Source organism: Serratia sp. 2723, assembly GCF_050434425.1.
Taxonomy (GTDB): Bacteria; Pseudomonadota; Gammaproteobacteria; order Enterobacterales; family Enterobacteriaceae; genus Chania.
Window position 1 is genome coordinate 87,743 of record NZ_JBNDIN010000014.1, and the last position, 25,718, is coordinate 113,460.

25 protein-coding genes are annotated in these 25,718 nt (G+C 56.3%); 19 read left to right on the plus strand and 6 right to left on the minus strand.

What is annotated here, in order from left to right; genetic code table 11:
* Positions 1–133: 133 nt before the first annotated feature.
* Entirely contained in the window at positions 134–1,165 is a 1,032-nt protein-coding gene (gene apbE / locus ABIE29_RS19165; protein WP_429620331.1) for an FAD:protein FMN transferase ApbE, read from the minus strand.
* Between the two features lie 145 nt (positions 1,166–1,310).
* On the opposite strand from apbE, the gene ABIE29_RS19170 reads away from it, so the two are divergent.
* The gene (locus ABIE29_RS19170; RefSeq protein WP_065683058.1) at positions 1,311–2,426 is read left to right on the plus strand and encodes an SLC13 family permease; all 1,116 of its coding nucleotides are present in this window, start codon (positions 1,311–1,313) and stop codon (positions 2,424–2,426) included.
* Here the strand turns inward: ABIE29_RS19170 and ABIE29_RS19175 are convergent.
* Entirely contained in the window at positions 2,395–3,846 is a 1,452-nt protein-coding gene (locus ABIE29_RS19175; RefSeq protein ID WP_429620333.1) for a PLP-dependent aminotransferase family protein, read from the minus strand. The genes ABIE29_RS19170 and ABIE29_RS19175 overlap by 32 nt on opposite strands.
* Positions 3,847–3,938: 92 nt before the next feature.
* Here ABIE29_RS19175 and ABIE29_RS19180 point away from each other — a divergent pair, with 92 nt between their 5' ends.
* Positions 3,939–4,391: a rhodanese-like domain-containing protein gene (locus ABIE29_RS19180; protein WP_429620335.1), complete on the plus strand. Its 453-nt coding sequence runs from the start codon at positions 3,939–3,941 to the stop codon at positions 4,389–4,391.
* Here ABIE29_RS19180 and flk read toward each other — a convergent pair.
* Positions 4,388–5,413: a flagella biosynthesis regulator Flk gene (flk, locus tag ABIE29_RS19185; RefSeq protein WP_429620337.1), complete on the minus strand. Its 1,026-nt coding sequence runs from the start codon at positions 5,411–5,413 to the stop codon at positions 4,388–4,390. The genes ABIE29_RS19180 and flk overlap by 4 nt on opposite strands.
* Positions 5,414–5,594: 181 nt before the next feature.
* On the opposite strand from flk, the gene ABIE29_RS19190 reads away from it, so the two are divergent.
* The 4 genes from ABIE29_RS19190 to ABIE29_RS19205 are packed head-to-tail and all read left to right on the plus strand — an operon-like array spanning position 5,595 to position 9,255.
* Positions 5,595–5,963 carry a copper resistance protein gene (locus ABIE29_RS19190; RefSeq protein WP_429620339.1) on the plus strand — a complete coding sequence of 123 codons (369 nt, stop codon included), beginning with the start codon at positions 5,595–5,597 and terminating at the stop codon, positions 5,961–5,963.
* A gap of 49 nt (positions 5,964–6,012) precedes the next feature.
* Complete coding sequence (locus ABIE29_RS19195) at positions 6,013–8,046, plus strand: protein-disulfide reductase DsbD family protein (RefSeq protein WP_429620341.1); 2,034 nt, start codon at positions 6,013–6,015, stop codon at positions 8,044–8,046.
* Positions 8,046–8,762, plus strand: coding sequence for a DsbA family protein (locus ABIE29_RS19200; RefSeq protein ID WP_429620343.1), 717 nt, complete (start codon positions 8,046–8,048; stop codon positions 8,760–8,762). Before ABIE29_RS19195 ends, ABIE29_RS19200 begins: the two co-directional genes overlap by 1 nt.
* Positions 8,755–9,255: a protein disulfide oxidoreductase gene (locus tag ABIE29_RS19205; protein ID WP_429620345.1), complete on the plus strand. Its 501-nt coding sequence runs from the start codon at positions 8,755–8,757 to the stop codon at positions 9,253–9,255. The genes ABIE29_RS19200 and ABIE29_RS19205 overlap by 8 nt, the downstream gene beginning before the upstream one ends.
* Here the strand turns inward: ABIE29_RS19205 and ABIE29_RS19210 are convergent.
* Complete coding sequence (locus ABIE29_RS19210) at positions 9,252–10,709, minus strand: PLP-dependent aminotransferase family protein (RefSeq protein ID WP_429620438.1); 1,458 nt, start codon at positions 10,707–10,709, stop codon at positions 9,252–9,254. The two genes, ABIE29_RS19205 and ABIE29_RS19210, sit on opposite strands and share 4 nt — an antisense overlap.
* 168 nt (positions 10,710–10,877) lie before the next feature.
* On the opposite strand from ABIE29_RS19210, the gene ABIE29_RS19215 reads away from it, so the two are divergent.
* The 3 genes from ABIE29_RS19215 to ABIE29_RS19225 all read left to right on the plus strand — a co-directional run bounded on the left by ABIE29_RS19215 (position 10,878) and on the right by ABIE29_RS19225 (position 13,027).
* The gene (locus ABIE29_RS19215) at positions 10,878–11,864 is read left to right on the plus strand and encodes a DMT family transporter (RefSeq protein WP_429620347.1); all 987 of its coding nucleotides are present in this window, start codon (positions 10,878–10,880) and stop codon (positions 11,862–11,864) included.
* 184 nt (positions 11,865–12,048) lie between these two features.
* Positions 12,049–12,678, plus strand: coding sequence for a CatB-related O-acetyltransferase (locus ABIE29_RS19220; RefSeq protein ID WP_211136284.1), 630 nt, complete (start codon positions 12,049–12,051; stop codon positions 12,676–12,678).
* Positions 12,679–12,778: 100 nt separating this feature from the next.
* Entirely contained in the window at positions 12,779–13,027 is a 249-nt protein-coding gene (locus ABIE29_RS19225) for a hypothetical protein (protein ID WP_143182176.1), read from the plus strand.
* A gap of 80 nt (positions 13,028–13,107) precedes the next feature.
* Here the strand turns inward: ABIE29_RS19225 and ABIE29_RS19230 are convergent, their stop codons facing one another.
* Positions 13,108–13,995 (minus strand): DMT family transporter, encoded by an 888-nt coding sequence (locus tag ABIE29_RS19230; RefSeq protein WP_429620349.1) that lies wholly within the window; start codon positions 13,993–13,995, stop codon positions 13,108–13,110.
* Between the two features lie 108 nt (positions 13,996–14,103).
* On the opposite strand from ABIE29_RS19230, the gene ABIE29_RS19235 reads away from it, so the two are divergent.
* Positions 14,104–14,877 carry an AraC family transcriptional regulator gene (locus tag ABIE29_RS19235; protein WP_429620351.1) on the plus strand — a complete coding sequence of 258 codons (774 nt, stop codon included), beginning with the start codon at positions 14,104–14,106 and terminating at the stop codon, positions 14,875–14,877.
* A 2-nt stretch (positions 14,878–14,879) separates the two neighbouring features.
* Here the strand turns inward: ABIE29_RS19235 and ecpA are convergent, their stop codons facing one another.
* Complete coding sequence (ecpA, locus tag ABIE29_RS19240) at positions 14,880–15,461, minus strand: common pilus major fimbrillin subunit EcpA (RefSeq protein WP_429620353.1); 582 nt, start codon at positions 15,459–15,461, stop codon at positions 14,880–14,882.
* Positions 15,462–15,715: 254 nt separating this feature from the next.
* Here ecpA and pdxB point away from each other — a divergent pair, with 254 nt between their 5' ends.
* The 9 genes from pdxB (at position 15,716) to purF (ending at position 25,618) form a co-directional block, all read left to right on the plus strand.
* Positions 15,716–16,837, plus strand: coding sequence for a 4-phosphoerythronate dehydrogenase PdxB (gene pdxB, locus ABIE29_RS19245; protein WP_429620355.1), 1,122 nt, complete (start codon positions 15,716–15,718; stop codon positions 16,835–16,837).
* Between the two features lie 102 nt (positions 16,838–16,939).
* Positions 16,940–17,950, plus strand: coding sequence for an aspartate-semialdehyde dehydrogenase (locus tag ABIE29_RS19250; RefSeq protein ID WP_429620357.1), 1,011 nt, complete (start codon positions 16,940–16,942; stop codon positions 17,948–17,950).
* Complete coding sequence (gene truA / locus ABIE29_RS19255) at positions 17,950–18,771, plus strand: tRNA pseudouridine(38-40) synthase TruA (protein WP_429620359.1); 822 nt, start codon at positions 17,950–17,952, stop codon at positions 18,769–18,771. The genes ABIE29_RS19250 and truA overlap by 1 nt, the downstream gene beginning before the upstream one ends.
* 80 nt (positions 18,772–18,851) lie before the next feature.
* Positions 18,852–19,514: a DedA family protein gene (locus ABIE29_RS19260; RefSeq protein WP_429620361.1), complete on the plus strand. Its 663-nt coding sequence runs from the start codon at positions 18,852–18,854 to the stop codon at positions 19,512–19,514.
* A 231-nt stretch (positions 19,515–19,745) separates the two neighbouring features.
* Positions 19,746–20,654 (plus strand): acetyl-CoA carboxylase, carboxyltransferase subunit beta, encoded by a 909-nt coding sequence (gene accD, locus ABIE29_RS19265; RefSeq protein ID WP_429620363.1) that lies wholly within the window; start codon positions 19,746–19,748, stop codon positions 20,652–20,654.
* 155 nt (positions 20,655–20,809) lie between these two features.
* Complete coding sequence (gene folC, locus ABIE29_RS19270) at positions 20,810–22,075, plus strand: bifunctional tetrahydrofolate synthase/dihydrofolate synthase (protein WP_429620365.1); 1,266 nt, start codon at positions 20,810–20,812, stop codon at positions 22,073–22,075.
* On the plus strand, positions 22,076–22,810 hold the full coding sequence (gene dedD / locus ABIE29_RS19275; RefSeq protein WP_429620367.1) for a cell division protein DedD: 735 nt from the start codon (positions 22,076–22,078) through the stop codon (positions 22,808–22,810).
* Positions 22,811–23,578: 768 nt separating this feature from the next.
* Entirely contained in the window at positions 23,579–24,079 is a 501-nt protein-coding gene (cvpA, locus tag ABIE29_RS19280) for a colicin V production protein (RefSeq protein WP_025120694.1), read from the plus strand.
* A gap of 21 nt (positions 24,080–24,100) precedes the next feature.
* Positions 24,101–25,618: an amidophosphoribosyltransferase gene (gene purF, locus ABIE29_RS19285; RefSeq protein ID WP_429620370.1), complete on the plus strand. Its 1,518-nt coding sequence runs from the start codon at positions 24,101–24,103 to the stop codon at positions 25,616–25,618.
* Positions 25,619–25,718 lie beyond the last annotated feature (100 nt).

The window sequence follows — 25,718 nt, forward strand, 5'->3', positions numbered from 1 at the left end:
ATTAGCTGGGTAAAAGGCAGTTGATTTCGTGCCATGGTCAGGTAAGTTGCTGTAACGAAAAGCGAACTCGAACGGTTCCCTCTCCCTGTGGGAGAGGGTTAGGGTGAGGGGACAACACGTGAGCCAAAACTCTTTACTGCACCAAAAACGCCTTAAACTGCGGCGTCATCACCGCGTTGAAACCGTCATCGGTTTTGCTGATCAGATACACCGCCAGTCCTTTCTCTTCGGCCAGTTTCAGCGCTTTTTCCGTGCCCAGCACCATCAACCCGGTATCCCAACCATCGGCTTCCAACGCCGTAGGGGCAATCACCGTGACGGAAACCAGCTTATGGGTGATAGGCCGCCCAGTGACGGGATCGATCACATGGGAATAGCGCTGACCGTCCTGCTCGAAATAGTTACGGTAACTCCCTGCAGTGCTGATGCCGTAGCCTTGCAAATCCACCAGCGCCTGTACCGCATTTTCCCGGTCGGTGGGCTTTTGGATTGCCACCCTCCAAGGCTTGTTCTGGCCATTCACGCCGCGTGATGAAACGGCTCCGCCCACCGAGACCAGATAGTTGGTGATGCCTTTGCGCGCCATCAACTGGACCAACTGATCCACGCCGTAACCTTCGCCTAGCGTGGAGAGATCGACATACATCTCCGGCAGATCTTTTTGTAGCCATTCACCCCGGCTGTCGCTGAGTAATTTCAGATGCTGCAGGCCAATATGCTGGCGGGCTGCATCGATCTGCTGCTGGCTGGGGACTTTGACGGCCCGCTTATCCGGGCCGAAACCCCACAGGTTAACCAACGGGCCGACGGTGATATCCATAGCTCCCCCGGTATCACGGCCAATGCGCTGAGCGGTGAGGATGATATCGGCCATTCCACGGGGGATGGGCTGCGGCTCGGCAGTGGTGTTCTGGTTGAAGCGGGATAACACCGAATCGGGGCGGTAAGTGGAAATATCGTCGTTGGCCTGCTCCAACAGCGCATCGATCTCCTGCTGCAATTGTTGTTTGCTCTCGGTGACAGTGCCGCTGACCTTCACGCTATAGAACGTCCCCATGGTTTTGCCTTCGATGTCGATCTGGGGACGGGTGTTGGCATCGTTACAGGCGGCTAGCAGCATCAGCGCCGCGCTGAGCAGCAGCCTTTTGGCAATGGAATTGGCCATAGAAAATCCTAAAAGCAGGGAAAGACGACGGGTATAAAACAAAATACGATAAATGGAAAGGGCAACGTGCTTTTTTACTGGCGTAATTCAAGAGCTTCGGCTAACGTCGTTTTCCAGTCTTCGCTTGAAAAATAAGAGTAAATCCATGAGTTCAAATGCGGTGACCAGTTTGTTGAGGCCATTTTTGCATGACCGCTTCCTGCATGCGTTGCTGCTGATGGGGATGCTGCTGTACGCCATTGGGCCACAGCCGCTGAGGGCACTCTCTGGCTTTATCGATTGGCGCACCATTATGACCCTGCTGGGGTTGATGCTGCTGACCAAAGGCGTTGAGGTTAGCGGCTATTTCGATTTTATCGGCCGCCAGATCGTGAACACCCTGCAAAGTGAACGCTCACTGGCACTGTTTCTGGTGTGTGCCGCTGCGGTGCTGTCGTCGTTTCTCACCAACGATGTGGCGCTGTTTATCGTGATCCCGTTGACCATTACGCTGAAAAAGCTCTCTTCACTGCCGATAAGCCGCCTGATCATCTTCCAGGCACTGGCGGTTAACGCCGGGTCGTTGCTGACGCCGATTGGCAATCCGCAAAATATTTTGCTGTGGAGCAAGTCTTCGCTGACCTTTATGGAGTTTATCGGGCGTATGGCACCTTTCGGCATTATCATGATGCTGAGCCTGCTGGTGGTCACCTGGTTCAGTTTCCCGGCGCGGAAAATTGTTAAGGCCCCGAACACCCAACCCTATCCTTATCAAATGCGCCTGTTACTGGCCAGTGTCGCGCTATATGTGGCCTTTCTGATCTGCCTGGATTTGGACGTGCCGTTGTATGGCATGTTACTGGTGTTTGCCGGTTTTCTGCTGTTGGCTCGCCAGGTGCTGCTGCAGATCGACTGGAGCCTGATCTTCGTATTTCTCGCCATGTTTATCAATATTGGCTTGCTGACCCAACTGCCAGCGCTGCAGCCGCAGTTTGACCAGATTGCCTCGCTGGCGGATGGCAGCGTGTATGCGTTGGGGATCGCTTTATCCCAAGTGATCAGCAACGTTCCGGCGACCATTTTGTTGCTGAACTATGTGCCGTCCAGCGCCCTGGTGGCCTATGCGGTAAACGCCGGGGGATTTGGCCTGGCGATCGGATCTCTGGCGAACCTGATCGCCCTGCGGATGGCGGGGGAACGCCAGATCTGGCTGCGGTTCCATTACTATTCGATCCCCTTCCTGGCCTGGGCTACTCTGGTGGGTTGGCTGTTACTGGGTTAATTCGCCGCAACCGTTCCACGGCCAAGGTTATCTCCCCTGGTGTGAGGGCAGAGAACCCCAATAACCAGCCGTCGCGTCTGGCGCTGGCGTTCTGATACTGCGTGGACAGGCCGGGGGTAATGACGCCTAGCTGTTGCGCCTGTCGGGTCAGTTCTGCCTCTTGGCCCCCCGGTAGCCAAACGCCGAGCTGTAGCCCGCCGCCCGCGTGCTGTGGCGTGGCAAAATGCCACAGGTGCTGTGCTAGCTGTGTCAGTAGCCAATCACGGCGGCTGCGATAGAGTTGGCGCATGTAGCGGATGTGGGCAGCAAAATGCCCTTGCAGAATAAACTCTGCCGTGACGGCCTGCGCCAACTGAGCGCAATGGCCGTCATAGACCGAACGTGCGGTGGTAAACGCCGTCACCAGCGCGGGGGGCACAATCAGATAGGCTAGCCGTAGCGAAGGGAACAGCGCTTTGGAGAAAGTGCCGACATACAGCACCGTGCCGTGGCGATCCAGACCCTGCATGGCGGGCATTGGTTGGCCGTCATAGTGAAACTCGCTGTCGTAGTCATCCTCAATAATCCAACTTTGCGATTGCCGCGCCTGTTCCAATAGGGACAATCGCCGTTCCAGGCTGAGTGCCACGCCGGTGGGGTACTGATGCGAAGGCGTCAGATAGATCAGGCGAGGGGGAGGTAGCGAACCGTCTGGCCGCAGCCCGGCCTCATCCACTGCCACCGGTACCAAATTAGCTCCCGCGCTGGTAAATGCGTTCTTGGCCCCGTTGTAACTAGGCTCCTCGACCCACACCACATCTCCGTTATCGATCAGCAAGGTGGCAATCAGCTGCAATGCCTGTTGGGAACTGGTCAGTACGATCACCTGTTCCGCGTCGCAGTTCACGCCGCGGGTTTGGCCGACGTAACCGGCAATGGCTTCACGCAGCGGCAAGTAGCCTTGGGGATCGCCATAACGCAGCAGTTTTTCCCCCTGTAGCCGTAACCGTTGGGCCGTGAGCTGTTGCCACAGCTTCAGTGGGAAGGCGCGCAGATCCGGTGAACCGGCAGCAAACGGCAGTGGCTGCTGTGGATCGCGGCAGCCCCCGGTTTGCACAATCGCCAAACCGCGCTGTGAAAGCCGCAGTTGGCCGCTGGATTTGCGTATTGGCGCAGGCTTGGCGATCTGGATAGCGACAAAGGTGCCTTGGCCCACCCGACGATGTAGATATCCCTCGGCTTCCAGCTGTGCATAGGCGGCTTCGGCGGTAACCCGTGAGACGCCCAGATCGGCCGCCAGAACCCGCGAGGAGGGTAGCCGCTGGCCCGCGCTTAACGTGCCGCTATGGATCGCCGTGCGTAGCGTATTACACACTCGCTCACGTAGCGTGCCCTTAGCGTTATCCGCCTGTTGAAATAGCGTCAGCAATACCTGAGACATAATCGGTCTTATTACCTTGGTAAAATGGGTCTCAACCATAAGACCAAAATCAGGCACTATTGTCATCAACCTTAAGGCACTGGAGTTGCACTATGAACGTCTCTTCACTGGTATTGGCTTTTCCCCCGGCAGCGGTAGCACAAAGCCTGGATTATCTGGCGGCTAAGCTCAGCTTTTACGCCGACTCGGCGGATGTGGCGGAAGATTTGCGCAATGGCGTCAGCGAGATTGTGGTGATCGATACCCGTGCCAGCGCGCTTTACTCCGCCGGGCATATTCCTGGAGCGCTGAGCTTTCCCCACCGCTTAATGGATGAAAGCAGCACCTCATCTCTCGAGCGTGACAAGGTCTATGTCACCTACTGCGACGGTATCGGCTGTAACGGTTCCACCCAGGGGGCATACAAGTTGGCCAAGCTCGGTTTTCGGGTCAAAGAGCTGATTGGCGGACTGGATTTCTGGCTACGCGATGGCCATCCTGTGGCCATCGGTGTTGAGCAGGGGACGATGCAGGGGCGAGATAAAGCGGCGGAGTGCGGCTGTTAGAACAGCGTCCACAGTATCAATGCCAATACGATAATGCCGACAACCAGCGCCAAAGGCTTACTGAACACCGACTGTAAAGGCTGCGGCAGAACAGCGATCAGCGGGTTGAGCAATGGCTGTGGCTGTTGGGCGTCACTGTGTAACGACGAGACATGGCCAGCCTTGTCCAGACGGCGGGTAAACAGCTGCTGGATCACGTCGTTCAGCTGTGCGTGAGTCAACGGCGTATCGAGGTTGCCGTTAAAGCGGCTCTGGCAATAGTCATTTAGCTGTTGCTGCTCCTGCTGGTCTGCTGGCTGTTTCAATACCGCCAGCAGGTTATGTAGCGTCGGTGCCGTTTGCGGACTGAGTGCCAATTTCACCTGCATAAACTGACTGAGCAGTTGGAAGTGGCGTGCGGGCAACGGATCGTTGATTTTTACCCCGACCAGATCGAACAGTGTCTGCCAGAGTTTGGCCGGAGTTTCGCCGGTAGCCGCACTGAGTTTGGTCACCTGCTGTTGCAAGTGCTGATGTTCCGCAGGCTGCAGCGGGCGATCGCTGGTGGCCGTTTGTTGCGGGTGAGGGATAGTCAGTTCGCCGGTTTGCAGCAGGTTCAACACTTGCTGGAGCTGTGGGTGGCTTAACTGGCTTAACACCGTATGGCCAAACTGCTGGCGGATAAAGTCGCTGACCGCCTGGCGGTTATTGCCTTGTGGCAGCAGTTCGGTGAGCTGTTGCAGCAGTTGGCGGCTGGCATGGTTCTGTTGTGCCACGCCAAGGCGGTTTTGCAGTAGCTGCTCCGCCGGTTGGAAATGGCGCGCCAACAGTTCGCTGTGATTATCCGCCCCTAATTCATGACGCAGCGTTGCCCAGATCTCAGCGGATTTGGCCGGGCTGAGGGCCATGATTTTCACGATCAGTTTTTCCAACTGGGTGCGTTGGACCGGGGAGAGTGGTTGATCGTCGGCAGGTGGGGCAATGCCGGCGGTCGGAGGGTGATCGGCTGCTCCAGGAGCGCCAGGTCCACTTAATGGTTGCATATCACCAGTCCTTCGCAGTGTATAAAGTCGACATACCCGGCGAAAAGCACAGGCTTAATCGCTTATGATACCTGTAATTTCGTGCTATCAATACTGCTCGCCAGACATTTCTTTACAGGCCAAACGTTGCTTATCCCATTTGCGCCGCTAAGATAGGCGCAGATATGGTATTGAGGGCGTGATGATTAATCGACAGCGGATTGCAAAATGGTTTTTAACCCTGGCTTGCCTGGTGGTACTGACGTGCCTCACCCAGCGCATGGCAGGTCTGCATACCTTGCAACTGGCCCTTGGCCTGCCCACTGTCAGCGTCAGCCAGTCCTCGGCCAGCGGTGATGAAGAGGCCACCACCACGACTCCCTGTGAGCTGAGTGCCAAATCGCTGTTGGCCTCTCCCCCGGTGATGTTTGAAAACGTGCTGTTTGGCCTGGGGATGTTGCTGGTCCTGCTGGCTCCGATCATTGCTCCACGCCTGCCGTACCCTCCTGTACGCGTTATTTCCCCCACCACCCTCAGGGTCCATCTGCGATTATGCGTGTTCCGTGAATGAGTTAATCCCTCGCCAAACCGAGTGACTAATTTATTTATGGAGAACAACTATGTGGAATATCATCAGGCTGGCATTGGCTTGCCTGTTAGTGCTTTGGCTACCTGCGACACAGGCGGCGGATAGCGGCTGGCTGCAAAGCCCGCAGAACGATCATGCGCAAGTCAGGCTGCGTGCCGACACCAGCAACGGGGAAGAAACCCGTGTGCTGCTCTCCGTTGAGCTGGAAAAAGGGTGGAAAACCTACTGGCGCTCGCCAGGGGAAGGGGGTATTGCGCCAGCTATCACCTGGCAGGGCAACCCGCCACCGGCAACCTGGTTCTGGCCAACGCCGCAGCGCTTTGACGTGGCGGGGATTTCGACGCAGGGCTATCAGCAGCGGGTAACGCTGCCCATCGTGTTAAAGGGAGCTGTGCCGCAGCAACTGGCGGGGACGCTTACCTTATCCACCTGTAGCAACGTCTGTATCCTGACCGACTATCCGTTCAAACTGGATCTCACCACCCCGGCTGACCCGAAGTTCAATCACGACTTTGCTCAGGCGATGGGACAGGTGCCGATTGCCAGCGGGCTGGTGGACAGCCTGCGTGCCGGTTATCACCACGGTGAGTTGCAGATTAGCGCACAGCGTAGTGCGGGCTGGCAGCAGCCTGAGCTGTTCTTTGATACTTTGGCGGGGGCCGATCTGGGCAAACCAACGGTCAGCAGTGATGGCGAGAGCCTGCAAGCGCGAGTTCCCGTGAGTGATGGCTGGGGGGATGCCGCACCAGATCTGCGTGGTAAAGCGCTGCGGCTGGTCATCAGCGATGGAGGGATCGCTCAGGAGGCTACGCTGACCATTGGCGGGCCGCTTGCTTTGCCCTCCACCGCGGCTTTCCCCTTGTGGCAAGCGGTGTTGATGGCGTTAGCGGGCGGTTTCATTCTTAACCTGATGCCTTGCGTGCTGCCAGTGCTGGGGATGAAGCTAGGCTCCATCTTGCAGGTTGAACAGCGGGATCGGCGTAGTGTGCGTTGGCAATTTCTGGCCTCATCCTTGGGGATCGTGGTGTCTTTCATGGCGCTGGCCCTGCTGATGACGCTACTACGCCTGAGCAATCACGCGCTGGGCTGGGGTATCCAATTCCAAAACCCGTGGTTTATCGGCTTTATGGTGCTGGTGACGCTGCTGTTCAGCGCCAATCTGTTCGGCCTGTTCCACCTGCAACTCTCCTCCTCGTTGAATACCAGGCTGGCCACCCATAACGGGCGTGGCTTGAGCGGCCATTTCTGGCAGGGAGCGTTTGCCACATTACTGGCAACGCCTTGCTCGGCACCTTTCCTGGGAACGGCGGTGGCCTTTGCGTTGGCGGCCTCGTTGCCGGTGCTCTGGGGCATGTTTGTGGCCCTGGGAATTGGCATGAGTCTGCCTTGGTTGCTGATTGCCGCCTGGCCTGCGCTGGCGTTACGCTTGCCGCGTCCTGGCCGCTGGATGAACGGGATGAGGTTGGCGCTGGGCCTGCTAATGCTGGTGTCTTCGCTCTGGTTGCTTAGCCTGATGACCAACCATATCGGCGTCAGGCCGACTCTGATTGTCGGTGCCATCTTGCTGCTCGGTTTATTGCTGGCGGTGTGGCAACGGTTAGGTGCCCGTTCAGCGGGGATCGCGGCGGCCAGCGTGTTGGTGGTCGGTGGTTTGGCATTGCTGGTGGGATCGCTGACGGCCAGCCAGTGGCGACAGCCGTTACACGACAATATTGCCTGGCAACCGCTTTCTGAGCAGGCGATTGTGCAGGCGTTGGCCGCAAACAAACGGGTGTTTGTCGACGTGACCGCCGACTGGTGTGTAACCTGCAAAGCTAATAAATACAACGTATTGCTGCGCGACGAGGTGCAAAAAGCACTCAGCGCCGAGGATGTAGTGGCGCTGCGCGGTGACTGGAGCCGCCCGTCGGAAACCATCTCGACCTTCCTGCAACAGCGCGGCAGCGTTGCCGTTCCCTTTAACCAAATCTATGGCCCCGGCACGCCAGACGGCGAAGTGTTGTCACCGCTGCTCACTCGCGAAGCCGTTCTGCAAGCTCTGTCTACTGCCAAAGGAAACCAATAATGAACAAGGTACTAATGTTACTGCTGCTGATTGTCACCCCGGTCTGGGCTGCGGCTCCTTTCACCGCCGAACAGGAAGTGCGGATCAAAGAGCTGATCCGCGAAACGCTGGTCTCTAACCCGGATATTCTGGCGGAAGCGGTTAACGCCTGGCAGCAGCAAACCAACGACCAGCAAATCGGCCAGGCAATTGAGAAAAATAGCAAAATCCTGTTCGACGATCCTGCCAGCCCAAGGTTGGGGGCCAAGAATGCCAAGTTGACGCTGGTGGCTTTCACCGATTACAACTGCCCGTACTGTAAGCAGTTTGATCCGATGTTGGAGAAGATCGTCAACAAATATCCCGATGTGGCGCTGGTGGTGAAACTGCTGCCGTTCAAAGGGGAAAGCTCGATCGCCTCATCACGGGTGGCGCTGACGGCCTGGGAACAGCATCCCGAACAGTTCTGGCCGTTGCATCAACGCCTGATGGCGAAAAAAGGCTTTCATGACAACGCCAGCATCGCCGCAGCGCAAGAGAAAACCGGCGTTAAGCAGGTTGCCCCCAGCGAGCAGAGCATGACCACGCTGCGCACTAATATGCAGTTGGCGGAACAGTTTGGCGTGCAGGGAACTCCGGCCACCCTGATTGGCGATCAGATGCTGCCGGGCGCGGTGTCTTATCAGGATCTGGAAGCGTTAGTGAAGCAACAACTGGCGAAGGTAAAAAATGGCTAGGTTGCGGCGCTGGACGCGCGAACTGCTGATTTTGCTGTTGCTCGTGCTGGGCGTGATGTTTGCCATGGACTGGTGGCGAGCTCCACAGGCTCCGTTTGCCTTTGACCAACACATGCTGGAAACCTTGGACGGAGAGCCGGTGTCGTTGGCGCAACTCAGCCAGGATAAACCTTTGTTGGTCTATTTCTGGGCCAGTTGGTGCGGGGTTTGCCGCTTTACCACGCCTTACGTGGCCAAGCTGGTGGCAAACGGCGGTAACGTGATGACCGTGGCGCTGCGTTCGGGCAATGACCAGCAGGTTGAGCAGTGGCTGGCGGCCAAGAAGCTGCAACTGCCGGTAGTTAACGATGAGCAGGGCAAGCTATCCGCGCAATGGCAGATTGGCGTAACGCCAACCCTCGTGGTGATCTCTCAGGGCAAGGTAGTGCAGAGCACGACCGGCTGGACCAGCTATTGGGGCATGAAACTGCGGCTCTGGTGGGCCAGCGTTTAATTCCCCATAACCTTAACAATCGCCCGGCAAAGCCGGGCTATCCCTTCGGTAATCAGCTCCGGCGTATTGGCGGCAAAATTCAACCGCAAGCCATGTGCGCCGTGCTGTTCCTCAACATAAAAGCATTCGCCACGGGCAAAGGTGACGCCCCGTTGCCAGGCTATTGGCATCAACGTTGTGGTACTGACGGTGGGGGGTAATTCCAGCCAGATAAACAGCCCTCCCGCAGGGATTTCAAACCGGCAGCCCGGCGGCAGGTGCTCGCTTAATGCAGCCACCATCGCATCACGGTGCTGGCGGTACATCCTTCCCGCGCGGCGCAGCTGCTTGTCGTAGCTGCCAACGGTGACAAAGGCGTCGAGCGCGCGCTGGATCAGGTTGGAGCTGGTAAAGCTGTCGACGTGCTTGAGCCGTGAGAATTGCAGATACTGTTCGCTGTCCGCCACCAGATAACCGATGCGCATACTGGGCAGCAGCATCTTGGAGAAGGTACTGACATAGATCACCGTGCCTGCGGGAGCCATGGCGCGCAGTGACGGCAGGCTTTTACCGTTGTAACGCAGATCGCCGACAAAATCGTCCTCCAGGATCACTATGCCGGCCTGTTGCGCCAACGCCAGCAAGCGGCTGCGGCGGGTTTCGCTCATACAGCGCCCGGTGGGGTTATTGAAATTGGGAATGGTGTAAATCATTTTGGGCTGATGCCGGGCGATCAGCTCCGGTAGTTGTTCAACGCGCATGCCGTGACGATCGCTGGGTACTGGAACAATGTTGATCTGGTGCAGGCGCAGCAACCCCAGAGCTTCGGCATAGGTGGGCTCTTCGACAATCACCGTATCCCCTGGGCGCAATAGCGTCTGGAAAATCAGACTGATGGCATGTTGCGAGCCGTTGGTGATCAGCACCTGTTCGGCACGGGTGGGGATACCTTGTGCCGTCAGGATCCGGCTCAGCGTGTCGCGCAGCGGGTAGTAACCACAATAATCACCATAGCTGAAAGCCTCTTCCGCATGACGGCTGAGGATCGACAGCAGGATCTTGCGGAACGCCTCAAGCGGGAACACCTTGGGGCTGCCGACGCCAGCGGCAAAGTTGATGATGTGCTCCGGCAAAGGAATATCCGGATAACCGTCCAGCCGCGACGTCGTGGTGGTGAAACGATCCGCAGGGAATAGCTCCTTGCTGGATGCTGGCCGTTGCTGCACGGGGGCCGGTTGCAGGTGGCGGACATAGGCTCCGCTGCCGCGCCGCTGTTGTAACAATCCTTTGGCCGTCAGTTCGGCGTAGGCACTTTCCACCGTCAGGCGGCTGACCGAAAGCTCGGCGGCCAGGCTGCGCGTTGACGGCAATTTATCGCCATCGGCAAAGGTGCCGCCAAGAATGGCGCGGCGCAGCGCTTCTTCGATCTGTAGATACAGCGGAATGTCCTGCTGACGATCCAGTGGAATATGCATGAAATTGGCCCGGTCAAAAAAGTCTGTTTTCACTATATCCCAGAGTAACAAGGCTTGGCACCGACAAAAGTGGCCTGTACAACATCGTAGTAAAGTGGCTATGGTGGCAAAATCTGGCCGCGTTAAAATCTCCACCAGATGATTAAGCGGTGGAATTTTGAGGGTGTTATGTCATTACCGACGGGTGTTGTAGCAGAACCAGTTGTGGTCAGTGGAGGGATCCTGCGGGGAACCCACCAGGGTTACGTGATCGCCATTATCAGCGCCATGCTGCTGGCCTTCACCGCCATCATCATCCGTGCGTTGACCGAGTATTACCGTCTACCGACGTTGGTGCTGGCTTTCTGGCGTGCGGCCCTGGTGGCCCTGGTGTTGTTACCGTTATTGCTGCTGTTCAAACCGCAATGGGCCTATCTGCGCCGTGAACAGGTGCCGTTCTACGCTGGCTACGGTTTGCTGTTGGCGCTGTTTAACAGCTTATGGACGTTATCGGTGGCGCTCAATGGCGCCTCGGTGGCAACTATTTTGACCTACTGCTCGGTCGGTTTTACCGTATTCCTGGGCTGGATGATGTACAACGAACGCCTCAGTCTGCGCGAGTTGTTGGTGATTGTGGTCAGCCTGGGCGGCTGCTTCCTGGTTAGCAACGGCGACAGCATGGGCAACAGCCGGTTTGATCTGTTGGGGCTTATGGTCGGCATGCTGTCCGGCATTGGTTATACCTTGTATACCCTCGGCGGGCGTATCGCCAGCGAGCGGCGCTACCCGGTGTGGAATACCATCCTGTACGTATTCGGTTTTTCCGCCGTATACCAGTGGTTGTTCAACACTTTGCTGACGTTTTTCCCCTTGGCGGCATTTCACGGCATGGCAGGGGACCTGTGGTTTCTGTCCCAGGGAGTGCAAGGCATTCAGTGGAGTGGCTGGTTGTTGCTGCTCACGCTGGCCGCCGGGCCAACGCTGCTGGGGTTTGGCCTGTACAATATCAGCCTGAAAACCCTGCCGCTGGCGGTGGCCAACCTGATCCTGTCGCTGGAGCTGGTGTTTACCGCGGTCATTGCCTATTTCCTGTTGGGGGAAAACATGAACCAGTTACAGCTACTGGGTAGCGCGTTGGTGATGGGCGGGGTGTTGATGCTGAGAAAAGCCAAGTAGGCTTGGTTTTCTGCGCCAGTTTGTTACCATTGGCCGCGAAACAACAGGGTGCACACAGCAAATGATCATTAATCCAAGGTTAAAACGAGCGCTTATCGCTTGATTGGGCAGTGTTTTATGAACGGAAAACGCTGCCACTGACATTACGTTCCGTGGCTCTTGCATTAAATTAAGAGAAGAAGCCATGACTGAGAAACACTGGTCACAAGTAGAATTACTCCACCAGACGGTAACCAACCCTAATATCCTGATCAAGGGAACCCACAGTTATTACAGCCATTGCTGGGATGACAGCTTTGAACGTTCCGTGGTGCGCTATTTGCACGGCGATGCGGTCAGCCAACAGTGGGAGCCCCTGGGGAAGCTAGACAGGTTGCACATTGGCGATTATGTCTGTATCGGTGCCGAAGCGGTGATCCTGATGGGCGGGAATCATACCCATCGTATTGATTGGCTGAGCCTGTATCCCTTTATGGAAACCATCCAGGCGTCTTATTTGCCTAAAGGTGATACCAGCCTTGGCGACGGCTGCTGGATTGGGATGCGGGCCATGCTGATGCCTGGCGTGACGATTGGCGAAGGGGCGATAGTTGCTGCCGGTAGCGTGGTGACTGCGGATGTCGAGCCCTACGCTATCGTTGGTGGCAATCCGGCCCGGATGATTAAACGGCGGTTCTCTGCGGAGACAATCGAGCGTTTACTCGCGTTGCAGATTTACGATTTGCCCGCCGAGGCGTTTGCCAGCATCCAGCCTTTGTTGGCCAGCGATGATATTACGGCCTTGGAACAGGCTGTTGAGATTATACGCCAATAATAAGTCGGGCGGGTTAACCCCGCCCACTTTTTCTAATGGGGTAGGTGGTGATATAACCGTCTAGTCTGCACCTAAAATGTCAAAAATGGAGATGAATATAATGGAATATAGGGTAACTCATATGGGCATATATGACATGGAAGATGGGCATATGCTTTATGTTGGAGTGACGGTGCATAGTCGCGATGACGCTGATGATTGTCGGGAAGATATGCAGTTTAATATCCACTTACCTTATGACCGCGAGAATACATTAGCTTTCATCGAAGAACAGAGCATCGCAATGGTGAAAGAAAAAATTCGTCTGGCCGCTGCTCACCTGGCTCAGGATGGATCCTCTGCTCTTTAAGTCTTACCCTAGGTATTCGATCATTAACCGGAACCCAATGTAGGGGCGCTGCATGCTGCGCCCATTCAGAGATCGATGGATTATTCGGCAGTTTTTCTGCGCCCTAACGGCGTGCGCAGGCGCTGTGACAAGATCACCCCCAGCAGAGCGACACCGCCGCCAATCAGATGGTAGCTATGCAACTGTTCATGCAGGAACAGAACCGCAATTATCGCGGTGAACACTGGTGCCAGGTTCATAAAGATCGACGCCTTATTGGCTCCCAGGCGCATCACCCCTTGGATCCACAGGAACGGCGCGGCAATCGACGCAGGGATACCGGCAAACAGCACCAGTGGGATGTTCTGGCTGGTAAGCTGCACGTCATGCGCCATCAGGAAATTCGGCAACAGCAGTACCACACCAAACACGATCTGCACATACAACGACTGCCAGTTGGGCAACGGGATCGCCCAGCGTTTGGTCAATACGCCGTACAGGGCGTAGGAAGCCGAAGCGGCGAACATCATCAGCTCGCCTTTGCCGATGCCGTGTTGCAGCAGCAACCCCGGTTGCCCCGCGCTAACCAGCCACACCAGCCCGCCCAGAGACAGGATGCTACCCAGTGCGATACCCACGGTGGGGGCTACGCGCAGGACAAAAATGCCGATTAACACCGTCAGCAGCGGGATCAGGGAGTTGAGGATGCCCATAAACAGCGCGCTGACGCTATGCGCGGCGTAATAGGCCAGGCTTTGATAGAGCACCATCCCCAGCAACCCCAGGATCATGAGTTTCCACCAGTTGGCGCGAATGGCTGGCCAATTACGGAGCGCTCCCGGCAGTGCGAAAGGGGTGAGCACGATCAGTGCCAATGCCCAGCGATAGAAGGAGATGGCCGCCGGATCGATGGCGGTTGCCGATACTTTACTGACCACGGCGTTAATCGACCAGATCAGCACCGCCAGCAGGGGAAATAGCACGTTCATGATAATAATTCTCAACAACGAATAACATGCTGGCTAGTCTACCGGTGTCCGGTTTATTATATATAGTCAAAATCAGACAGCATTTCGCGAAATCAAGACAACTTCACCATGGCCGAAACCCGTAATTATCCCACCGCAGACGTTGCGGCACCGCGCACGCTGTTTTTCCGCTGCGAAGAAACCAATGCGGATACCGAATATCTGCCGCACAGTCACGACTGGGGGCAGCTGATTTGCGTCAAAACCGGGGTGATCGCGCTGAATATTGCCGGGCAGCGCTTTTTGGCGCCGCCGGAGTTTGCCGTCTGGTTGCCGCCGGGAATGGAGCATTCCAGCCATAACCGCAAACCGGTGCTGTTCCGCACCATCAATATCGCCAAATCCTTGTGCGCCGGGTTGCCAGAAGAGGCCTGTCTGATCAACGTATCGCCGGTTTTCAGCGCCATTGTCGAGGATTGCCTGGGGCGCAAAATGCTGGAGCCCATTAGCGAAGAGGATCTGCGTCTGTGCCGAGTGCTGATCGATCAACTGCGGATTTCCCCGGTTCAACAGACCTATCTGCCGACCTCGCAAGACAAGTTTTTGGGGCCAGTATTACAGGCGCTGGAGCGTTGCCCTGCGGACAATACCTCATTGGCGGTGTGGGCCAGCAAGGTGTATACCACCGAACGGACGCTTTCGCGCCGTTGCCAGCAGGAACTGGGCATGTCGTTTAGCGAGTGGCGGCAGCGCCTGCGTTTTTTACATGCGCTCTCACTGCTCGAACAGGGGAAAACCGTACAGGAGGTGGCGCTCGATGTCGGCTATAGCTCGGCTTCCGCGTTTATTGTGATGTTCCAGCAGATCGCCGGCACCACGCCAGAACGTTTCCGCCGGGCATGACATCAACTGGCCCAGGTTACGTCGAACCGAACGTTCACATCCCCACTCCAGGTACCTGCTGGCAAGGTGCTGAAGTCGGTCACTGGGGTCGTGCCATCAGCCGTCGCAGCGATGATATTGAAATCGAAGTAGTCTTGCGCACTGTGGCGGCCTGGCTGCTTGTCAGCGTTGGCAAGTTTACTCAGATTACCGCCTGACAAACCGGCAGAGGTATCAATCAGGGTGGTTTGAGCGGTTTTTGTTATCGCAGCGCCGTGGTGTTTAACCCCCACTTCCAGGGTAGAACCGGAGGTGCCCAACTGAGTCAGGGTATTGGAAACCAGTTTGGCGGTCAGTTTAATTGCGGTTCCTTCGCCTTTGAGAGCCACGTCGAACAGACCTTGCTGGCTGTTGAAGCGCTTGGCGCCTTCAGCATATTGGAAATACAGGTTGCCAATGGGCGTAACGACCAATTGGCTGGCGGTATCTTTCACCGCTATCGCAGGCCAGGTGGCCACTGCTTGGGGAGTCACGTTTTCAGCCTGAGCGGTACCAACGGCGGTGAGTGTTGCAACGATCGCCAGAACAAGTGTCGCTTTTTTCATGGTTAACGCCTTGATTTTCGATTTGTTTCCGTCTGTTAGCCGGTAGCTAACGCGAAGGTTCGCCTCCCTGCGTGATGATTATCGGAAAACACTCAATAAAGCTTAGAAGAAAATCATCGCTATTTCACCGGGCATAACAAGCTTGGGTTTCCAGGCCATTCGGTGGCACACTATTTTGTAGCTACAGCTTACCTATACCCTATGAATTTCAAGCTGCGGTTTGAAAGGCGACGGGTATACCTTCGGAGAGTGACGTGAAGATACTGGTTGATGAAAATATGCCCTATGCGGTGGATTTGTTTAGCCGCTTGGGGGAAGTGCAGGCGGTGCCTGGTCGCCCGATCCCAACCGATGCGCTGGCCGGAGCCGACGCCTTGATGGTGCGCTCGGTGACCAAAGTGAATCAGGAGCTGTTGGCTGGCACCAAGATCGGTTTCGTTGGCACCGCTACGGCGGGTACTGACCATGTTGACGAGGCGTGGTTGCAGCAGGCGGGGATTGGTTTCTCGGCTGCCCCTGGCTGCAACGCCATTGCGGTGGTGGAGTATGTGCTTTCGTCATTAATGTTGCTGGCGGAGCGTGATGGCTTCTCTTTGCGTGATAAAACCGTTGGGATCGTGGGGGTGGGTAACGTTGGCTCTCGGCTGGATGCTCGCCTGAAAGCCTTGGGCGTGCGTACTCTGTTGTGCGATCCACCACGCGCCGATCGTGGGGACAGCGGCGAATTCTGGCCGTTGGAAAAGCTGGTGGCAGAGGCCGATGTGCTGACGTTCCATACCCCGTTGAACAAGACTGGCCCGTATAAATCGTTGCATCTGGCCAACGCGGATCTGCTGGATGCTTTGCCCGACGATTGCATTCTGATCAACGCCTGCCGGGGTGCCGTGGTACATAACGCCGCGCTGCTTAACGTGTTGGAGCGGGGTAAGCGATTGAGTACGGTACTGGACGTGTGGGAGCCGGAGCCGGATCTCAGCGTGCCATTGCTGGATCGGGTGGATATTGGCACCGCCCATATCGCCGGTTACACGCTGGAAGGCAAGGCACGCGGCACCACGCAGGTGTTTGAAGCCTTTGCCCAGCATCTGGGGCAGCCGCAAGCTATCGAGCTGGCCTCGTTGCTGCCGGTGCCAGAGTTCAGCGAAATCCGCCTCAATGGGCCGCTGGATGAAGGCAAGTTAAAACGATTGATGCACTTGGTGTATGATGTGCGCCGCGATGATGCACCGCTGCGGCAAGTTGCCGGGCTGCCGGGTGAATTTGATCGCCTGCGCAAGCATTATCAGGAACGCCGGGAATGGTCTTCACTGCGGGTGCAGTGCGATGACAGCGCCAGTGCGGAACTGCTGCACAAACTGGGTTTCGGCGTTCTGTAAAGGACAACGCGTAAGGTTGCCTTAAGCAATAAGCGGTAAAGTTTATCGGGCGGTGACTGCATCGCCCGTTTGCATTTGAATCAAATACTCTGGAGAAACCCAATGTCTGACGGCTGGAATATCGCTCTGCTCGGTGCCACTGGCGCAGTAGGTGAAGCGTTGCTGGAATTATTACAGGAACGCCAGTTCCCGGTGGGTGAACTCTTTCCTTTAGCCAGCGAACGTAGCGCTGGTGCCACGGTGCGTTTCAACGGTAAATCCCTGTTGGTAGAAAACGTAGAAGAATTCGACTGGTCGCAGGCGCAATTGGCGTTCTTTGTTGCCGGTAGCGAAGCCGCTGCCCGTTACGCCGATGATGCGGGCAACATGGGCTGCCTGGTGATCGACACCAGCGGCTATTTTGCCCTGGAACCGGACGTGCCGTTGGTGGTGCCAGGCGTTAACCCTCAGGTGCTGGCGGATTACCGCAACCGCAATATCGTGGCGGTGGCCGACAGCATGGTGAGCCAGCTGTTGACGGCGATTAAGCCGCTGACCGAACAGGCCGGGCTTTCCCGCTTGCACGTCACCACGCTGATGTCGGTTTCGGCACGCGGCAAGGTCGCGGTGGACGATCTGGCTGGCCAGAGTGCGCGTCTGCTGAACGGTATCCCTGCGGAGCCGGGCGTGTTCGCCAAGCAGTTGGCGTTTAACCTGCTGCCATTGATGACCGATGAGCAGGGCAGCGTGCGTGAAGAGCGTCTGATCGTCGATCAGGTGCGTAAGGTACTACAGGACGAAGGGCTGCCGATCTCGGTAAGCTGCGTTCAGTCGCCGGTCTTCTACGGCCACGCGCAAGTGGTGCATCTGGAAGCGCTGCGCCCAATCGCGGCAGAAGAAGCTCGCCACGAGCTGGAGCAGGCTGAAGATATCCAACTGAGCGAAGAAGACGATTACCCGACTCAGGTTACCGAAGCCTCCGGCAGCGATATGCTGAGCATTGGCTGTCTGCGCAATGATTACGGCATCCCCGAGATGCTGCAGTTCTGGTCGGTGGCCGATAACGTGCGCTTTGGCGGCGCGTTGATGGCGATCGAAACCGCTGAACGGCTGTTGCAGGAGCAGATGTACTGATGTCCGAGGTGGAGTTGCCAACCCAGCCAATGCTGAAAATTGCGCTGGGGATCGAGTATGACGGCAGCCGTTATTACGGCTGGCAGCGTCAGCAAGAGGTCACCAGCGTCCAGGCTTGCCTGGAAAAAGCGTTAAGCAAGGTGGCGGATGCGCCTATCGGCGTATTCTGTGCCGGGCGAACCGATGCCGGGGTGCATGCTACCGGGCAAGTGGTGCATTTCGAAACCGTCGCACAGCGCAAAGACGCCGCCTGGACGATGGGGGTGAATAGCCATTTGCCGCCGGATATCGCGGTACGCTGGGTCAAAGAGGTCAGCAGCGATTTTCATGCTCGTTTCAGCGCCACCGCGCGGCGTTATCGCTACATTATTTATAATCACCGCTATCGCCCGGCGGTTTTGCAGCAGGGAGTGACGCACTTTTATCATCCGCTGGATGCCGAGCGCATGCATCGTGCCGCGCAGGCCTTGCTGGGGGAAAACGACTTTACCTCATTCCGGGCGGTGCAATGCCAGTCACGTACGCCGTGGCGAAACGTAAAACACGTTAAGGTTTCGCGCTATGGCGAATATATCGTGGTAGATATAAAGGCCAACGCCTTTGTCCATCATATGGTGCGCAACATTGTTGGCAGCCTGATGGAGATTGGCTGTGGCAATCAGGATGAAAACTGGATGGGCGAGCTGTTGGCGCTCAAAGATCGCAGCCTGGCGGCCGCTACCGCACGGGCCGAAGGCCTGTATCTGGTCGCGGTTGATTATCCAGAATCGTTTGCTTTGCCCCGGCCGCCGATGGGGCCGCTGTTTTTAGCCGACGATTAACTGGCAGGCAGGCAGATTAATACGTTATTTATGGGTGCCAACGCTGGGTGAGAGAGACACCCGGTCAATTGAGAGAGTTTATGGACATCATCAAGTTTCTGATTGATTTTATTTTGCATATTGATGTGCACCTGGCAGAACTGGTCGCGCAATACGGTATGTGGGTTTACGGTATTCTGTTTCTGATCCTGTTTTGTGAAACCGGGCTGGTGGTTACGCCGTTCCTGCCGGGGGATTCTCTGCTGTTTGTCGCCGGTGCGCTGGCCGCGTTACCTTCCAACGATCTCAACGTGCATACCATGGTGGCGTTGATGGTGATTGCGGCGGTGATTGGCGATGCCGTCAACTACACTATTGGTCGGCTGTTCGGCGAAAAGCTGTTCAGCAACCCGGAGTCGAAAATTTTCCGTCGTAGCTATCTGGACAAAACCCACCAGTTCTACGAGAAACACGGCGGAAAAACCATTATTCTGGCACGATTTGTGCCGATCGTGCGTACCTTTGCGCCGTTCGTCGCTGGTATGGGGCATATGTCCTATCGCCACTTTGCTGCCTATAACGTGATTGGTGCGCTACTTTGGGTGCTGCTGTTCACTTATGCTGGCTACCTGTTTGGCGACTTGCCGATCGTGCAGGAAAACTTGAAGTTGTTGATTGTTGGCATCATCCTGGTTTCAATTCTGCCGGGCATTATTGAAATCTGGCGCCATAAACGCGCGGCTGCCCGCCAACAAAAACAGTAAAAACACCGCTTAACCCGTCGGTTCGACCAGTTTTTTGTCCACACAATCGGGCCGATATGGTTTAATGAGCGACATTTATGGTCTGTTCCCGCGAACGACCCTGAAGCCAATGCCCTGGTAGCGCACTCGCTGCGCCTGGCTCGGCATTTTTGCATGGGGTGTGTTTCGGGAGGATTGTTAAGGCATGAACAGCGGACGGGTGTCTGCCAGGTTCAAACAGAAAGGTCATCGATGAGCTGGATTGAACGAATTCTCAACAAAAGCAATGTTACGCAAACCCGCAAGGTGAGCATTCCTGAAGGGGTCTGGACCAAATGCGATAGCTGTGGTCAGGTCCTTTACCGTGCCGAACTGGAGCGTAACCTTGAGGTATGCCCGAAGTGCGACCACCACATGCGCATGTCAGCCCGTATGCGTCTGCATACCTTGCTGGATGAAGGCAGTGAAGTGGAACTGGGCAGCGAACTGGAGCCGAAAGACGTTCTGAAGTTCAAGGATTCCAAAAAGTACAAAGATCGCCTGGTTGCCGCACAGAAAGCGACCGGCGAGAAAGACGCGCTGGTGGTGATGAAGGGCACGCTGTATGGCATGCCGATCGTCGCGGCCTCCTTCGAATTCGCCTTTATCGGTGGTTCGATGTCTTCCGTGGTCGGCGCGCGCTTTGTGCGTGCGGTTGAGCAGGCGCTGGAAGATAACTGCCCGCTGGTGTGCTTCTCTGCCAGTGGCGGTGCGCGTATGCAGGAAGCGCTGATGTCGCTGATGCAGATGGCGAAAACCAGTGCCGCTTTGGCCAAGCTGCAAGAGCGTGGCCTGCCGTATATTTCGGTTCTGACCGATCCGACCATGGGTGGTGTATCCGCCAGCCTGGCGATGCTGGGCGATATCAACATTGCCGAGCCAAAAGCGCTGATCGGCTTTGCCGGGCCACGGGTTATCGAGCAAACCGTACGTGAAAAACTGCCGCCGGGTTTCCAGCGCAGTGAGTTCCTGATTGAAAAGGGCGCCATCGACATGATTGTGCGCCGTCCGATGATGCGTCAGACCCTGGCCAGCATTCTCTCCAAGCTGACCAACCAGCCGCAGCCGCATTTCGATGAGGCCGCGTCGGTCATCGCTCAGGAAAATCAGGCCAACGCCTGAGGATCAGCCCGAGACCCGGTATAGGTGCAAGCCCGTGCCGGGTTCCGTCGTCATTTTGTGGCTAAGTTACGGCGGGAAACGAAGAGCATCGCTTTTGACGCCGTCAGGGCGATGTGTCTTACGGATTTATGAACCCAAAGTCAGTGATGGGACTCATGCAAAACCACCAAATTCCCCAAGCCACGTCGCCATTGAGCTCGTGGCTTTACTATCTGGAACGTCTGCATAGCCAGGCGATCGAACTCGGCCTGGAGCGTGTGCAACACGTTGCGGCGCATCTTGACCTTCTCACTCCTGCTCCTACGGTATTTACCGTTGCCGGTACTAACGGCAAAGGTACCACCTGCCGCACGTTAGAGGCCATTTTGCTGGCTGCCGGGCTGCGGGTCGGAGTTTACAGTTCACCGCATCTGGTGCGTTATACCGAACGGGTACGCATTCAGGGCGAAGAGCTGAGTGAGGCTGAACACAGCCGCTCCTTTGCCGCGATTGAAGCTGGCCGGGGGGAAACTTCGCTGACTTATTTCGAATTTGGCACCCTGTCGGCGTTACAGCTGTTTAAACAGGCCAGGCTCGACGTAGTGATCCTGGAAGTGGGCCTGGGTGGGCGTCTGGACGCGACCAATATCGTTGAGCCAAGCGTCGCCGTGGTAACCAGCATTGCGTTGGATCACACCGACTGGCTAGGCCACGATCGTGGAAGCATTGGCCGCGAGAAGGCGGGGATATTCCGTGGCGGCAAGCCTGCCGTGGTCGGTGAGCCGGATATGCCACACAGTATCCGGCAGGTAGCGGAAGATCTCAACGCTCAACTGTACCGCCGTGATGAAGCCTGGTCGTTCAGCGAACAGGGTGAACGCTGGCAATGGGAAGGGGGCGGTACACGCCTGACCGATCTCCCTATGCCTAACGTCCCCTTGGCGAACGCGGCGACGGCATTGGCTGCGCTGCACTATTCGGCGCTGGAAATCGACGAGAAGGCGATTTTTGCCGGTCTGCAGCAGGCCGCTTTGCCAGGGCGTTTTCAGACCGTGCAGCAGAACCCGCAGCTGATCCTGGACGTTGCCCATAACCCGCATGCGGCAGCTTATCTAGCTCGGCAACTGGCGAAGCTACCCCGCAATGGCGGTGTGGTACGCGCGGTGGTGGGAATGCTGTCGGACAAAGACATTGCCGGTACGCTGGCCTGCCTGAATGAACAGGTGGACGTGTGGTACTGCGCGCCGCTGGAAGGCCCGCGCGGGGCTAGCGTTGAACTATTGGCACAGCATTTAACGGAACCACGCAAGTTTGCCGATGTCGAAACTGCCTGGCGTCAGGCTATGCAGGACGCGGGTATTCAGGATATTGTGATCGTCTGTGGGTCTTTCCACACTGTTGCCCACGTGATGGCGGCGTTAGACGAGAGGCGGGGAGTGTGAGTGGCAAGTAAATTTCAGAATCGACTGGTTGGTACCGTGATTTTGGTTGCCCTGGGGGTGATTGTCCTACCGGGGCTGCTTGACGGCAAAAAAAAGCATTATGAGGATGAGTTTGCGGCGATCCCGTTGGTGCCCAAACCGGGTGATGCTCATGAAATCGACGTGATCCCGCCGGCCAATCAGGCGCTACCTTCGGTTCCACCGGAAGGGGCTGGTGCTTTGGTTGAACAGCAGCAGGCCGCCGCCCAGCAGGCGGCTAATCAAACTACCCAACCGCAGCAGCAGCCTGCGGTCGTTGCTCCGCCGCCAATCGAAACCAAACCGGTTCAGCCAGCTAAACCTAAGCCCGTGGAACCTAAACCGGTAGAGGTGAAGCCAGTGGAAGTGAAACCTAAGCCGGTGCCACCACCGCCAAAGGTAGAGCCAAAGCCGGAAGTGAAACCAGAGCCGAAGCCTGAAACCAAGCCTGCGGTTGCAGAAAAGGCACCGGCTGGCCAGGCTTACGTGGTGCAGTTGGGGGCGTTGAAGAATGCTGCCAAGGTCAATGAGATCGTCGCATCTCTGCGTCTGTCTGGGCACCGGGCCTATACTGTGCCATCCAAACCGGTTCAGGGTGAGATCACCCGCATCTATGTTGGCCCAGATGCCTCGAAGCAGAAGCTACAGGCTTCGCTGGCGGAGCTGAATGGGATCAGTGGGCTGAGCGGGCAGGTGAAGGCGTATAGCGCGCGTTGATCCATTGGGTCTGCCGTATGCCCCTCACCCCGACCCTCTCCCACAGGGAGAGGGGGCGTTCCCTCAGGCACTGTGTTTAGAGGGGCAGGGATTCTAATATTCTTGCTCACTTAATCCAAGGGTCGGGGAAGTTGGAATTGTGTCACAGTAGCTAACCGCGACTCGGACGATCCCCTCTCCCTGTGGGCTGAGGAATCCCCAGAAAAATTGAGGCGAGAAATAGGCTGTTTTTCAAACAAAAGTGGGGTGAAAAACAGCCTTAAGCAGACGAGAAGAAGTCGTTCGTCATTCTCTCACTGCCAATTTACGAACAAAATGGAACAGATTGTTCGTAAAACACTCGTTCTAATTCTCTGAAACCACTAACAAAAAATTAGTGGGGATTCCTCAGCCCACAGGGAGAGGGGGCGTTCCCTCAGGCACTGTGTTTAGAGGGGCAGGGATTCTAATATTCTTGCTCACTTAATCCAAGGGTCGGGGAAGTTGGAATTGTGTCACAGCAGCTAACCGCGACTCGGACGATCCCCTCTCCCTGTGGGAGAGGGTTAGGGTGAGGGGTCACTGTGCTCAAGGAGGAGAATTGCCAAATCACCACTAAAATTGTGCCTTTCAGGGGCCGGATATCCTATGTAGGTGCGGCGATTGGCAATTTTAACATCGCCGTTTTTTATTTGTTACGTGGTGGGAAATCCGCTACGCAAACGTTTTCTTTTTCTGTTAGAATTCGCCGCGATTGGATGCAGGGGCGATTCATCATTGGAATAGTTCATGGTCTGGATTGATTACGTCATTATAGCGTTGATTGGATTTTCGGCTCTGGTGAGCCTGATCCGAGGTTTTGTTCGCGAAGCATTGTCACTTGTGACATGGGGATGTGCGTTCTTTGTCGCCAGCCATTTCTACCCATACCTTGCAGCCTACTTCACCCGTTTTGAAGATGAGCTGGTACGTAACGGCATTGCGATTGCCATTTTGTTTATCGCAACGCTGATTGTGGGCGCTATCGTTAACTATGTGATTGGGTCACTGGTAGAGAAAACCGGATTATCGGGCACCGATCGGGTGCTGGGCGTGTGTTTCGGCGCACTGCGCGGCGTGTTGATCGTGGCAGCGATACTGTTCTTCCTGGATACCTTTACCAGCCTGTCGCAAAGTGCGGACTGGAAACAGTCACAGCTGGTCCCCCAGTTCAGTTACATCATCAGATGGTTCTTTGACTATCTGCAAAGCACGTCGAGTTTCTTACCAACCCAATTACCGGGGCGGTAGCGGCTTAGAGGAAAAGACAACATGTGCGGTATTGTCGGTATCGCCGGTTTTATGCCGGTAAACCAGTCGATTTATGATGCATTGATGGTGCTCCAGCATCGTGGACAGGATGCCGCTGGCATCGTCACTATTGATGCTCATAATGGGTTCCGCCTGCGCAAGGCAAATGGTCTGGTGAAAGATGTATTTGAAGCCCGCCATATGCTGCGTTTGCAGGGCAACATGGGCATCGGCCATGTGCGTTACCCAACGGCTGGCAGCTCCAGCGCTTCAGAAGCTCAACCTTTCTATGTCAACTCGCCGTTCGGCATTACGCTGGCACACAACGGCAATCTGACCAACGCCCACGAACTGCGCCAACAGCTGTTTGAACGTGGTCGCCGTCATGTCAATACCACCTCCGATTCCGAGATCCTGCTGAACGTGCTGGCCACCGAGCTTGACCGTTTCCCGCATTATCCACTGGAGTCTGACAACATTTTTACCGCCGTTGCCGCGATGCATCAGCAGCTGCGTGGCGCTTATGCCTGCGTGGCCATGATCATCGGCCACGGTCTGGTGGCGTTCCGCGATCCCAATGGCATTCGCCCACTGGTGATCGGCAAACGTGAGCTGGAAGATGGCCGCTGTGAGTACATGGTAGCCTCTGAGAGCGTGGCGCTGGATACCTTGGGCTTTGACTTCCTGCGCGATGTGGCACCGGGCGAAGCGGTGTATATCACCGAAAAAGGCCAGTTGTTCACTCGCCAGTGCGCGGAGAACCCTAAAACCAATCCCTGCCTGTTTGAGTATGTCTATTTTGCCCGTCCTGACTCCTTTATGGACAAGATCTCCGTCTACAGCGCCCGTGTGCGTATGGGGCAGAAATTGGGTGAGAAGATTGCGCGCGAATGGGAAGATCTGGATATCGACGTGGTGATCCCGATCCCGGAAACCTCTTGCGATATCGCGCTGGAGATTGCCCGTATTCTGGATAAGCCGTATCGCCAGGGCTTTGTCAAGAATCGCTATGTTGGCCGCACCTTTATCATGCCGGGCCAGCAGGCTCGCCGTAAGTCGGTACGCCGCAAGCTGAACGCCAATCGTGCCGAATTCCGCGATAAGAACGTGCTGCTGGTTGATGACTCCATCGTCCGTGGTACCACTTCAGAGCAGATTGTGGAGATGGCGCGTGACGCCGGGGCCAAACGGGTTTATCTGGCTTCTGCTGCCCCGGAGATCCGCTTCCCTAACGTGTACGGCATTGATATGCCGAGCGCGACGGAGCTGATTGCCCATGGGCGTGAAGTGGACGAAATCCGTCAGATTATTGGCGCCGACGGCCTGATTTTCCAGGATCTGGACGACCTGATCGCCGCAGTACGCGAAGAGAACCCGGACATCGTCCAGTTCGAATGCTCGGTGTTTAACGGCATCTACGTGACCAAAGATGTTGACCAGAGCTATCTGGAGTATCTGGAAACGCTGCGTAATGACGATGCCAAAGCGTTGCGCGGCCAGACGGAAGCAGAAAATCTGGAAATGCATAACGAAGGCTGACCCCCTCGCGTGCCTCACCAAAACGGTGCACCGTAGCGTTGGTTACGGTGCATTGTCCTATTCCCGCATTCAATCTACGAAGGTTGCTGCCAAACCTGCC